General features: G+C 63.6%; 12 protein-coding genes. 2 read left to right on the forward strand and 10 right to left on the reverse strand.

Annotation, left to right across the window (positions count from 1 at the left end):
* Positions 1–221: 221 nt before the first annotated feature.
* Complete coding sequence (locus IE053_RS03735; protein ID WP_189572006.1) at positions 222–419, forward strand: hypothetical protein; 198 nt, start codon at positions 222–224, stop codon at positions 417–419.
* 91 nt (positions 420–510) lie between these two features.
* On the opposite strand, the gene IE053_RS03740 is transcribed toward IE053_RS03735, so the two are convergent.
* The 6 genes from IE053_RS03740 to IE053_RS03765 all read right to left on the reverse strand — a co-directional run bounded on the left by IE053_RS03740 (position 511) and on the right by IE053_RS03765 (position 4,680).
* Complete coding sequence (locus IE053_RS03740) at positions 511–1,287, reverse strand: sterol desaturase family protein (RefSeq protein ID WP_189572009.1); 777 nt, start codon at positions 1,285–1,287, stop codon at positions 511–513.
* Between the two features lie 15 nt (positions 1,288–1,302).
* Positions 1,303–2,109: a SapC family protein gene (locus IE053_RS03745; protein ID WP_189572012.1), complete on the reverse strand. Its 807-nt coding sequence runs from the start codon at positions 2,107–2,109 to the stop codon at positions 1,303–1,305.
* A gap of 66 nt (positions 2,110–2,175) precedes the next feature.
* Positions 2,176–3,036, reverse strand: a complete 861-nt coding sequence (locus IE053_RS03750; protein WP_189572015.1) for an alpha/beta fold hydrolase — start codon at positions 3,034–3,036, stop codon at positions 2,176–2,178.
* Entirely contained in the window at positions 3,037–3,483 is a 447-nt protein-coding gene (locus tag IE053_RS03755) for a hypothetical protein (protein ID WP_189572018.1), read from the reverse strand.
* Between the two features lie 89 nt (positions 3,484–3,572).
* Positions 3,573–3,851, reverse strand: a complete 279-nt coding sequence (locus IE053_RS03760) for a hypothetical protein (protein WP_189572031.1) — start codon at positions 3,849–3,851, stop codon at positions 3,573–3,575.
* Complete coding sequence (locus IE053_RS03765; protein ID WP_189572034.1) at positions 3,832–4,680, reverse strand: S49 family peptidase; 849 nt, start codon at positions 4,678–4,680, stop codon at positions 3,832–3,834. Before IE053_RS03765 ends, IE053_RS03760 begins: the two co-directional genes overlap by 20 nt.
* Before the next feature lie 132 nt (positions 4,681–4,812).
* Between IE053_RS03765 and IE053_RS03770 the strand changes: the two genes are divergently transcribed.
* Positions 4,813–5,829 (forward strand): polyprenyl synthetase family protein, encoded by a 1,017-nt coding sequence (locus tag IE053_RS03770; protein ID WP_189572037.1) that lies wholly within the window; start codon positions 4,813–4,815, stop codon positions 5,827–5,829.
* Here IE053_RS03770 and IE053_RS03775 read toward each other — a convergent pair.
* Genes IE053_RS03775 through IE053_RS03790 form a run of 4 tightly spaced genes read right to left on the reverse strand, consistent with a single transcriptional unit; the run spans position 5,809 to position 11,005 of the window.
* A complete protein-coding gene (locus tag IE053_RS03775; protein ID WP_189572039.1) occupies positions 5,809–6,855 on the reverse strand; it encodes a glycosyltransferase family 4 protein in 1,047 nt (348 codons plus the stop codon). The genes IE053_RS03770 and IE053_RS03775 overlap by 21 nt on opposite strands.
* Positions 6,856–6,877: 22 nt before the next feature.
* Positions 6,878–7,735 (reverse strand): 4-(cytidine 5'-diphospho)-2-C-methyl-D-erythritol kinase, encoded by an 858-nt coding sequence (locus IE053_RS03780; protein ID WP_189572042.1) that lies wholly within the window; start codon positions 7,733–7,735, stop codon positions 6,878–6,880.
* Complete coding sequence (locus IE053_RS03785; RefSeq protein WP_189572045.1) at positions 7,732–9,573, reverse strand: tetratricopeptide repeat protein; 1,842 nt, start codon at positions 9,571–9,573, stop codon at positions 7,732–7,734. Before IE053_RS03785 ends, IE053_RS03780 begins: the two co-directional genes overlap by 4 nt.
* A 58-nt stretch (positions 9,574–9,631) precedes the next feature.
* The gene (locus IE053_RS03790) at positions 9,632–11,005 is read right to left on the reverse strand and encodes an N-acetylmuramoyl-L-alanine amidase family protein (RefSeq protein WP_189572048.1); all 1,374 of its coding nucleotides are present in this window, start codon (positions 11,003–11,005) and stop codon (positions 9,632–9,634) included.
* Positions 11,006–11,182: the final 177 nt, after the last annotated feature.

Genomic DNA, 11,182 nt, shown 5'->3' on the forward strand with positions numbered 1-11,182 from the left:
TGCCCCTCCCTATGTGACATCGTCGCATCACTGGTGCAGCTTTGCCACAAAGCCCCGTTGTCTTCGCCTTTCGGCAGCCTTCACTGAAGGAACTGTTCGACCGCAAGCGTGTCCACTGTTCTGATTGCAGAAAAGATGGCCCGCACGGTTTGAGTCGATTTTTAGAGAAATGTTACTTTCTCACATCATGGTCGGTTCAGCCCTGAAGGGAGGAAACGACCATGACGAACGACATCGCAGACATGCTGCCGGATTTCGACCAGGCTTCACCGCCGGCACGGCCCCTGTGTTCGGAGCCTCGTTTCAAGAAGCTCGCTTCGCTGCGCTCCTATGCCGAATCCGGCACGGCACCGCTCGTCGACGCGCCCGCCTGGGATCCTGACGACGACGCATCGCGTCCGTCGTCCTTTTTCGGCTAGACTTCCGGGTCAAGGCGTGCCGGTAGCGAGCAGGACGGCTTCGCGGTCAGCCTTCCTGCCCGGCCCGATGGGAGGCGCGTTGAGATCAGGCTCAACCCGGCGATGCGGGACGGACAGCGGCCATGGGATCGCCTGACATATCGTCCGTCCCCATCGCCTTGTCCCAGAAACGGAAGTAGAGGCCATAGTTCCTCTGAAACTTCGTGTGATGAAGATTGTGGTGGCGCGCGGTGATGAGCCAACGCCCCACCGGTCCGTCGAGGAAGCTTCTGGGAAAGATCTCCCACCCTGCGTGATTGGTCACGGCCCAGATCGTGGCAAGCGTGAGATAGGCCAACAACACGCCGAAGTGAATCGGCACCACGAAAGCGAGTGCCGGGACGAACCAGGCGGCAATGATCGCCTCCCACGGATGGAAAGCGAAGCTCGCAAAGGCCGTCGGCTGCTTCGAGATGTGATGGGTCTGGTGCGTCGCGCGGTAGAGCCGTGGATGATGCATCGCCCGGTGCGTCCAGTAGAAATAGGCATCATGGGTGAGCAGAAGCACTGCCAAGGAGCCAGGTAGCCACAGCCAGCCCGCCAGCGTCTGCGGCGCGTGGAGATAGAGCGCCGTCCCGCCTTCCTTGTACGCATGAATGAGGACCGTAGCGGGCAAGGCGTAGATGAGCGACGCGGCCAAGGCTGTCCTGCCTTCGCGCCAGAGATGCTCGGCCTGCGGCTTGTTCCTCGCAAGCCGGAACGCAAAAGGGGCGAGCTTTTGCCCGCCCCAAAAAAGACCGTGCACGGCGGAAGCCACAAGCACGTATCGGAGAAGCATCGGGATGAGCAGCCAGAGATAGGTTTCGATGAACCCGATGGCTGGCACCATGCTCCCCTTTTCGGTTTAGCTGAGTTGCGGTTTCAGCACGTTCTCAGCGGTGAGCTGGTGACGAACGGCGCGCCGGTCCAGGACATTGCGCCAGTTCCCCATCGACATCAACTGCGCGTACAGGATCGGCAGGATGTTCTGCTTGCGCAGGTCAAGGAACTTGTCATCGGCAAGGTCTTTCAGACGCTGCTCGTCGACACCGACATAGCGGGCGAAGGCCACCTGCTCCTTACCGTCCGGGGAGTACTGGGCCATCTGCTGCGTCAGGATGTCGAACTCCTTGAGCACATCGGCAAGACGCTGGGTCTGGATGCGGTCGCGCTCGTAGCTCTGGCAGAATTCCATCGCCTGCTGCATCTGCTCGGACGGTTTGTCGCCGTCGAAGAAAGGTGTGTCGCCACCCTCGACAATGCCTTCGTATTCGCGGTCGATGATGATCGCCATACGCGGGTTTTCCGGATCGCCGGTCTTGTCCGCGGCGAGGGCGAACGGATAGCGGCGGATATAGCCGGGAATGTAGGCGCCCTGCTCCCATTCTCCGTCTTCATTGATGAAGAGGTTCTCATCGTCGACGAGGCCGAGGACAGCCAGCGGGATCGGGTTTTCGACCGAGCTGAAGATCACGGGATAGAAACGCATTGCGGTCGTGATCTCGCCGATCGTCAGCGGCACGGCACGGGCCTTGGCGCAGAAGTCGAGCGGCTTCTCCGGGCGGGAAACGCCGAGATGGCCGTGATGCTCGCGGGTGACCAGCTCCGGCTTGCGGAAAAGGTACATCTGGCCTTCGACGGAAGGCGCGCTTGCAGGAGGGGTCTGGCTCATTGGTTAGTCCTGAACATCCAAGTGTGTTGTCGAAGCCCATGGGCGATAGCAAAGCCGGGCCTCGCGTCAAACCCTCGGCAAAGAAGACGTTAACAAATTTGCTCGCATCCAGGCCGCGACGCCCTGCGGGTCCTCCAACGGCAGCATGTGAGAGCCCTTCTCCTCAGTCAGGCGCGCGCCCAGTTTTCCGGCCCTCGCGCGCTGAGCCAGCGGAAAGGTCGTCGCCTTCTCGGCCGCGAGGATCGAGACCGGGACCTTGCGATCACACACATGCTTCAGGTGCGGCCAGAAGCCATGGCCCTGCGCGCCGAACATGGCGCTCTCCCAGTCGGGCCGGCAGGCGAGGGTGACGCCGTCCTTGGTGTCATGGAACCCCTCACCGACATAGCCTCTGAGGGCATCCTCATGCCACGAAGCGAAGAAGGGCTTTGCGCGGTAGGCCGCCAGGGCGGCTTCGCGGCTGGCAAAGTCCGTACGCCGTGCAGCGGCCCGCCGGGCGATCGGAAGCTGGCGCGTCGTGAAATGGCGCAGCGGTGTACGGGCAAGCCTCGCCACCACTGTCGGCACGACCACAGGCTCGATCATCAGGAGGAGGTCCGGGGCGATGTTCCGGGCGGCGAGCAGGGCCGTCACCGCTCCTGCAGAGTGCCCGGCAAGGACCAGCGGTCCGCCGTCCCTACGCGCGCCCACGAATCGCGTGATGTCATCGGCAAAGACATCCCAGGTGGTGAGGCCGAGCGCATCGGCAGGCAGGGTTGTCCTGCCATGGCCGCGCAGGGTCGGGACAATGACCTGTCCGTCAAATTCGAGAGCCTCGACCAGCGGCCTGTAGGCCGAGCCGTTGAGCCCGGTGGCATGGAGGAAGACGAGCGTCCCGTCGGGACCCTTCTCTCCGAAGATCTGGGTGAACAGCGGCGTCGAGCTCATTCAGGCTGTTTGCGCGACGCCGGCCTCCTCACGCAAGCGCACAACGACATCTTCCGCACGGTGAAGGCCTTGGAGATTGGCATCGGCCATCGGGTGGAGGCGGAAGTTCGGCTCGACACCAGCGGCCTTGTAGAGCTTGTAAAGCCAGAGACTGTCCGTCTCAGGCGCGCCCGCATAAACGTCACTCTGGCCAAGCGCTGCATTGAGGATGAGGCAGGCATCGAGCGCTGGCTTGCCCTCCTGAAGCAGGGTCTCGAGCCCGATCTTGTGATCCGCTTCGCAACCCTTGTTCCAGGCAGCAAGCGACCAGCTTCCTGCCGGTTTCAGCAGCATCGTCCTGATCTCTCCGGCAGCAAAGCCCCAGCCGACCTCGATCGGCCATGAGTCAGGAGACTTCCCGCAGCTGATGACGGAGAGATAGGAGGAAGGGCGCGAACTCTGAACCATCTTGTTGGAATGAATCCCTTCGCCGAAAGCGTCAAATGCCTTCGCCACCGCAGCAAAGTTCTCAATTCATTGAAGGAACGGGCGGTGCGTCAATCCTGCTCAGCGATGCCATAGACGCCGGTATGAGCATTTCGCTCGAGATCAATGACGTCCTTGTCCCGCATTCTGGCTGTACCCTTTCGCATCGTCCGGGCACGCTCGGGAGCGTTGCGCATCCGTTTGCGAAGCGCGCGGATGGCCTTGATCGAACCTGCGGTGACCGCAGCCGTCGCGAGAAGGGTGGCGAGCGCATTCATGCCCAAGGGGTAGCATCCGAACGCGGCGAAGTCATGTCGCCGCGCGTGATCGCTATCGTCCGAGCCGGGCATTCAGTCCATCGTTCTTGAGCCTGACTGCAACGGCATCGACGAGACCGCCCATGATCTGCGCTCCCAGCTTGCCAAGCAGGCCAGCGCGCTGGGCCGTGATCACCTTGATCTTCACATCGGTGCCATAGCGGCTTTTCAGGATCTGGCGCAGATCGCCGACACCGTCGACGAGGCCCAGTTCCTCGCCCTTCCCCGCGAGGAAGAAATCACCGCTGAAAATCTCGCTTTCGTCGCCTTTCAGGCGATCGCCGCGATGGGTTTTGACGAGATCGATAAAGATGCGGTGGGTTTCATCGAGGATGGTTTCGAGCTTCTCTGCGTCTTCAGGCTTCTCCGGCATGAAGGGATCGAGGCGGAGCTTTTTTTCACCCGCCGTATGGACCCGGCGCTCGACGCCGATCTTTGCGATTGCGTCGTGGAAACCGAAGCCGGCGGAGACGACGCCGATCGAGCCGACGATGGCGAAGGGATCGGCGAGGATTTCCTCGCCCGCCAGCGCGATGAGATAGCCGCCCGAAGCACCGACATCTTCGATGTAGCTGATGCAGGGGATCTGTTTTTCCAGCGCCAGCCCCCGTGCGCGCTCCATGATCATCCGCGCCTGTGCCGGGGCGCCTCCCGGCGAATTGATAGCCAGGACCACAGCCTTGGAACTTTTTCTCCGGAACGCCTTCTTCAGACTGCTCTCGACCGAATAGGCCGACAAGCCACGGCCCGGACGGGCCTCTATCCCAATAGGGCCTTGCAATTCGACGACGGTGACGGTCGGTTTGTCGGTGCCGAGAAGGCGGCGGAACGGGGCGCCAAGCGCGTTAAGGACGGAGGACATCAGGGCTGGCTCCTAGGGCAAAGCTCTTTAACGGTTCAACATGGGAGGTTCCGCGGCTAAGGCGCGCTTTGCCGCGTGCAATACGGTCGTTGAGAGCACACATAGTGACGACCGGCTCGAAGGAGAGGTTCCATGGCGCTTGCCGCTGAAACGAGAGATGACGCTCAGGGCCTGGCGTTCACCGAGGCCGCCGCGCAGCTGAAGTCTGCCCTGCGGCACGAACTGGACGCCACAAACGAGGTCATTCTCGCTCACCTTGGCAGCCGTGTGCATCTCATACCGGAGGTGGCGAAGCACCTGATCGGCGCGGGCGGCAAAAGGCTGCGGCCGTTGATCGCGCTCGCTTCGGCGAAGATCGCGGGCGCGGACATGACGAACGCGCGTTACCTCGCTGCTGCCGTCGAGCTTATCCATGCGGCCACCCTGCTGCACGACGATGTCGTCGATGACAGCGCCCTTCGCCGAGGTTTCAAGACGGCGAATGTCGTCTTTGGCAACAAGGAATCGGTCCTCGTCGGAGACTTCCTCTTCGCGCGGGCTTTCGAGCTGATGGTGAAGACCGGGCAGCTGCCGGTGCTGAACCTGCTCAGCCGGGCGAGCTGCACCATCTCCGAAGGCGAAGTCCTGCAGCTCGAAACGCAGGGCAATATCGAAACGACCGAGGCGATGCACCTCGATGTCATCCGGGCCAAGACGGCGATGCTGTTCGAAGCCGCTGCGCGCGCTGGGGCTATCTCGTCAGGCCCTTCGGACGCGGAAGAAGCGCTCGGTTCCTATGCCGAGAATTTCGGGATCGCCTACCAGCTGGTCGACGACGCGCTGGACTATGGCCATGGTGCGCTCGGGCTTGGCAAGACGATCGGTGACGACTTCCGTGAACGGAAGATGACCATGCCGGTGATTCTCGCCTATCGCGCTGCGCGGACGGACGAGGAACGGGAGTTCTGGCGCGAGGCCTTCTCGCGCGGGGATGCGGATTTCGACCGGGCGAAGAGCCTGATCGAACGCGATGGCATCGGGAAAGCTGCGCTGGAGCACGCGCAGGGCTTTGCCGATCTTGCGGTGAACGCCCTGACGGCGCTGCCAGATCATCCGCTCAAAGATGTTCTTCGGGAGATGGCTGCCGCTTCAGCGGAGCGTCCCTTCTAGGCCGGCGCCCCTGCGCAGCTTGATGAAGAGCATGCCGTAAAGCGCTGCGGCCCATAACAGAACGATGAAGAGCGCCGAAAGCCAGTAGACAGATGGCCTGTCGGCACAAGCTCGCCACATCGACGTGGCCACGAGCAGTGCCATCACCCCGGTGAAGAGCAGGGTGACCGACGCGGCCTGGTGCGACCAGCCTGCTGCCTTGATCCGTTGGTAGAGGTGCTCGCGATGCGGCTCGGACAACCGGGCGCCGCGGGCTGCGCGCCTGACCAGGGTCAGCGCGACATCGGCAATGAGCGGTAGGCAGACAAGCGGGATCAGCCAGAAGCCCCTGCTCTCTTCGTTTGCCACAAGGGGCGCCGCGCCGAGAAGGAAGCCGAGCGACAGACTGCCTGCATCGCCGAGAAAGATGCGTCCTTCGAAAACGTTGCAGAAGAGGAAACCGAGGACGGCGACCTGCGCGGCAAGGAGCGGCCAGGAAGGCTCGCTCCACAAGGTCCCTGCCGCGGCGAGGACAAGCACGGCGTAGGAGCCCGCGAGACCGTTGAGTCCGTCCATGAAATTGACGACGTTGACGATGGACAGGAGCCAGAAGCCCGCCACCACGACGCCAAGCCAGTGAGGGATGGCGACCCAGCCTGCCAAAGGGATCGGCAGCTCGGCCACCGGGCCGAGCAGCACGGCCCCTGCGAAGGCGAGGATATTCAGGAGCAGGATCTTCACCTGCGGGCGCAGGGTCAGGAAATCGTCTGCAATGCCGATCGCGCCTGCCGCCATGGTCAGGACAAGGAGCATCCCGCTTTCAGGACTGAGAAGCCCGGCCATGGCGAGAATCGTCGTCGCTCCGGCAAGCCCGCCAATGACCGCCATGCCGCCAAGGCGCGGCGTTGGCTGGCTGTGATTCGAACGCTCGGAGACGTGGTCGAGGCCGATCCGCGTGCGGATGGCGGCGAGACTGAGCGCATTGGAGAGAAGCCCCGCGAGGAGTGCTGCAAGGAGCCCCCAGACCACTGCGTCACTGACTGGCACGTTCTGCCCAGCCTCCCTCGCCCTAACCGGGCAGAATGAACGACGATTCGGCCCAATAGCCTCGCGCCTGAAGATCGCGGGTGGCCCGCACTGCCGACGCGCGGCTTGCATGGATGGCAAAGCAGGTAGCGCCCGAGCCGGACATGGCCGCCGTCTCCGTGCCCGGCTGGCCGGTCATCACGTCGAGCAGGTCAGCAATCTCCGGCGCGAGGGAAACGGCAGGCTGGAAGAGGTCATTGCCATTGGCGCGCTGGAGCAGCGAGACATCGCGGCCCGTGATCCTGACTTCCTCCAGTGGCTCCGGTCCATCCGAATCGAAACGGCTGAAAACCGCCCCTGTCGAGACCGGGACACCCGGATTGGCAAGGACGATGGCCTTTGGTTCGCAGCGGCCAAGATGCTCGACCTTCTCCCCGATCCCCCTTGCACGGAGGATGCCGCCGCCGTGGATCTGCCCGGCCATGCAGACCGGGCCATCAGCCCCGAGGCCGAGCGCGCGGCGCTCAAGCTGCCGCGCATCGAAGCCGAGCCCGAGCACTTCGTTCAGGAGCAGCATCGCAGCGACACCGTCAGCCGTTCCCGCTCCGATACCAGAGGCGATCGGCGTTTCCTTTTGCAGGAAAAAGCGGCCCTGGGGTTCGAGATCGAGGAGACGGAAGGCGCGCCAGAGAAGGTTGGTCTGCGGATCTTCGTTCGAGAGATCGGCACCGAAGGTGCCGCCGAAATCGATCCCTGCCTGCGCTTCGGGCTCGTAGGAGATGACATCCCCGATCATCGGGAAGACACAAAGCGTATCGACGGGATGGTAGCCGTCAGCACGCAGAGGGCCGACATGGAGCGCAAGGTTGATCTTGACCGGCGCGAAGATGGCCGGGGTCACGAGCGGTCCTCGCGCCCTGCGAGGGTCGCAAAGGTGCGGAAATCCTTGTCGAGCTTGGCCCGGACCTCTGCCCGGAGCTCGTCATCGGCGTCGTCGAGGGTCAGCACCCGCTGCCATTCGTAGCGCGCATCGCGGTCGCGCCCGACCATATAATAGGCATCACCCAGATGGTCCGTAATCACCGCATCGCCCGGCTCAAGACTGACCGCCTCTTCGAGATAGCGAACGGCCTCGGCGTAGTTGCCCCGTTGGAAATGCGCCCAACCCAGACTGTCCACGATGGCGCCGTTCTGTGGGTCGATGGCAAGGGCGCGCTCGATCATGCCGAAAGCCCGGTCGAGGTCCTCGCCCCGCTCGACATAGGTATAGCCGAGGTGATTGAGGATCACTGGCTCGTCCGGCGCGAGTTCCAGCGCCTTTTCGAGGTCAGCGCGGGCACCGGGCCAGTTGCCGCCCTCATGGCGGGCTGCGCCCCGCGCGAAGTAGTAGCGCCAGAGCGATGATGGCAGCACGCCCCAGCGTTCCGCCGCTTCGATGGCCATGGTGCCGTATTTGTCGGCCTCCTCGTAGCGCTCCTCCGAAGCAAGGTAGATATGCGCCTGCAAGGCCCATTGGGGGACCGGCGCTCCGTCAGTAGCGAGAGCGCTCTTCAGCGTTCGCAGGGCCGCCTCGGTGTCGCCGCTGTCGAACTGTGCCGTGGCGGTTTCGAGGACGGCATAGGTGTAGAGCCAGCTTGCCGGTCGGATGGCGCTGGAGGCTTTGATCGATTCTTCCGGGGTCTGATAATAGCCGAAGATCAGGGCTGCCAGATAGTTGGCAGTGTCGTTCTGGGGATCCACCGTACGCGCGAGGTTGGCGAGGCCGAGAGGGATCACCATCGCCGATCGGCGGACCTGCTCTGCCTGCTGGTTGCTGGCCTGGACACTCACGGCCTGCTCGAAGCCGAGCCATGCGAAACCGCTGAGCGCGTGGGAGAACACGGCCTTCGCATTGCGCGCCAGCGGTGGCTGGCGGTCCGCGGTGCGGGCGAAGCTCCTGCCTTCGTTCTCGAGCTTACCGAGGCGGACGAGGCCCATGCGCCCTGCCCGGCTGTAAAGCCCCGAATCCTGGATCATCCGTGTGTAGATCGTCGCTGCTTCCTCGCTACGCCCGTCACGTTCGAGGAGGCGGGCAAAGCCGAGGGCTGCGATTTCGCCGCGCGGGGCGCTGATCGCCTGCCTGTAGGCCGCTTCGGCCGACTGGGCATCGCCTTCAAGCTCGAACAGGAAGGCCGCGTGCAGCGGGACGAGACCGCGGAAGGAGCCGGGCTCCTGCTCTGCGAGAATTTTCGTGGCCGCCTCGATACCCTCGGCATCGTAGATCGCCGCGCTGCGCAACAGGACCGAGAGGGACTGGCCGAGGCTGGAACGCATGGGGCGGCTAAGAAGATCAGCCGCACGCTGTGAATCGCCGTCGCGCATCGCCGCGGCTGCGAGGGTCAGGCGCGGCATGTCGGCCTGGATGCCCGGCTCGCCCGTCTCGTCGCCTTCAGCGGCCAGGCGCTGGGCGATCACGAGCCGGGCCTGGCGCTCTGCCTCGTCGATGTCACCTGACGCGAGGGCGTAGCCGAATGCCGTGCGGCTGCCTTCCGGTCCCTCCGTCCGGCGGGCGACCTCCTCGAAAGCATCACCAGCGGTTGGAATGTCGAAAGCCTGCGCGGCGAAACGGCCCTGTAGATAGGCGCCGGAGACAGAGGCCTCGTCACTCTCCGAAGAAATCTGACGCCCCGACCCGAAGGTGGAGCAGCCTGCGAGGACCAGCACGAGCGCCAAGGGCGCGAGACAGCGAGAAAAACCCATGGCCTGCCGTCTGGCACGCGCCGCGGCTCTGGACAATGCGTCGGACACTAAACTGTCGTCAGCCTGAATCGCCGGAGCCTCCAGCAAGACGCGCTTCGACGCCGGACTGTTCGAAATAGTCATCGACGCCATCGGCAATCGCCGTTGCAGCTGAGCGCCGCCAGCTGCTGCTGGTCAGGTTGGCTTCATCCTTCGTGTTCGAGATGAAGGCGAGTTCGACCAGGACTGCCGGCACGTCCGGCGAGAGCAGCACGAGCAGCGCGCCGCGCCGCTTGGGGTTCTTCAACAGCGGCATGGTCGGCCGCATGTTGTCGATCAGCGCGGTCGCGAGGCGGTCGGAGTTATGCCGCGTGGCGGTCTGGGCGAGGTCGAGCAGGATGTCGCCGACACCGTCGTCATTCGAAACCTCGACATCGAAAAGCTGGAACTGTCCGTGGCTCCGGATCTCGTCTTCGAGCTTCTCCGAGCGGCGGGCCGAGAGCGTGTAAACCGAGCCGCCCCGAAGGGTCTTGTCCTCATGGCTGTCGGCATGGATCGACATGAAGAGGTCGGCCTGCATTTCGCGGGCGAGCCCGATGCGGTCCTCGTGCTTGACGTAGCTGTCGTCGTCGCGGGTCAGAAGAACGTCATAGCCCCGGCGTTCGAGAATGATCTCGAGAGCCTTGGCGAAGCTGAGCGTGACGCTTTCCTCGCGCGTGCCGTTCTGGCCGATGGAGCCAGGCTCATACCCGCCATGGCCAGGGTCGAGGACGATCAGCGGGCGTTGCTTGAGGATCGGCGCCACCGGCTCGGGTGGCAGCTCGGGCATGTCATAGACGAGAATATCCGGCTCATCCTCGACAAGAGGGACGGAGTTCGGGCGCTGCGGTTTGAGGGAGGGTGGCCCGAGGGATTTTGCCTCCGCCATCACCGGGTTTCGCTGCGGCTCCGCGACGGCTGGCATTGGCGCAGGTTCGGGATCGGGAAGGGCATGAAGCGGCTCCCGGAATTCCGAGGCCGCCTTTTCGAATTCGGTGGAGGAAACTCCGTCGAGGTCGATAACGAGGCGATAGTGCTCGATCTTGCCCGATGGCGGCAGGACGAAGCTCCGGGTCGGAAGGGCAAAGCCATCAAGCCTGATCCTGACAACGTCAGGAGCCCACTCGACGCGGTCGATGACGCCCTTGCCTTCCATGTCGCCGGTGCCGTTCGCGGTCATCGCGAAGCTGCCGCCGTCGAGATGGAGAACGAGCTCGGGCTCTACGCCCTCGACCGGGCCGACCATGAAGGCCGGGCGCTTGTCGAGATCGAGCACGATGCGTGTCTGCCCCTTGGCGTCGACGCCCATGCGGATGCCCGAAACCTCGACGCTCGATCCAGCCTCTTCCGACACGGCCAGGAAGCCGCAGAGGAGGACGATCAACAGCGGTGGAAGAACGAGCAGACGACGCATGGACACTCCTATACCCCGACTCGTGCGCTGGCATGCAGGGACTTAATGGGCCGTTAAGCCTACCTTGCGAGGACGAAACAATGGGAACCTCGCCTCCCCTTCTTGATGTTCATCGGGAAGTGGCGCAAAGGTTCTCTGTCCAGATCGGAGCCACCCCGCGCGAGCAAGATCGTCGCG

This window comes from Parvularcula lutaonensis, assembly GCF_014651915.1.
Taxonomy (GTDB): domain Bacteria; phylum Pseudomonadota; class Alphaproteobacteria; order Caulobacterales; family Parvularculaceae; genus Parvularcula; species Parvularcula lutaonensis.

Excerpts from the sequence above, each read along its gene's own strand:
- IE053_RS03735 (WP_189572006.1), top strand. The coding sequence starts at position 222 with ATGACGAACGACATCGCAGACATGCTGCCGGATTTCGACCAGGCTTCA.
- IE053_RS03740 (WP_189572009.1), bottom strand. The coding sequence starts at position 1,287 with ATGGTGCCAGCCATCGGGTTCATCGAAACCTATCTCTGGCTGCTCATC.
- IE053_RS03745 (WP_189572012.1), bottom strand. The coding sequence starts at position 2,109 with ATGAGCCAGACCCCTCCTGCAAGCGCGCCTTCCGTCGAAGGCCAGATG.
- IE053_RS03750 (WP_189572015.1), bottom strand. The coding sequence starts at position 3,036 with ATGAGCTCGACGCCGCTGTTCACCCAGATCTTCGGAGAGAAGGGTCCC.
- IE053_RS03755 (WP_189572018.1), bottom strand. The coding sequence starts at position 3,483 with ATGGTTCAGAGTTCGCGCCCTTCCTCCTATCTCTCCGTCATCAGCTGC.
- IE053_RS03760 (WP_189572031.1), bottom strand. The coding sequence starts at position 3,851 with ATGCCCGGCTCGGACGATAGCGATCACGCGCGGCGACATGACTTCGCC.
- IE053_RS03765 (WP_189572034.1), bottom strand. The coding sequence starts at position 4,680 with ATGTCCTCCGTCCTTAACGCGCTTGGCGCCCCGTTCCGCCGCCTTCTC.
- IE053_RS03770 (WP_189572037.1), top strand. The coding sequence starts at position 4,813 with ATGGCGCTTGCCGCTGAAACGAGAGATGACGCTCAGGGCCTGGCGTTC.
- IE053_RS03785 (WP_189572045.1), bottom strand. The coding sequence starts at position 9,573 with ATGGGTTTTTCTCGCTGTCTCGCGCCCTTGGCGCTCGTGCTGGTCCTC.
- IE053_RS03790 (WP_189572048.1), bottom strand. The coding sequence starts at position 11,005 with ATGCGTCGTCTGCTCGTTCTTCCACCGCTGTTGATCGTCCTCCTCTGC.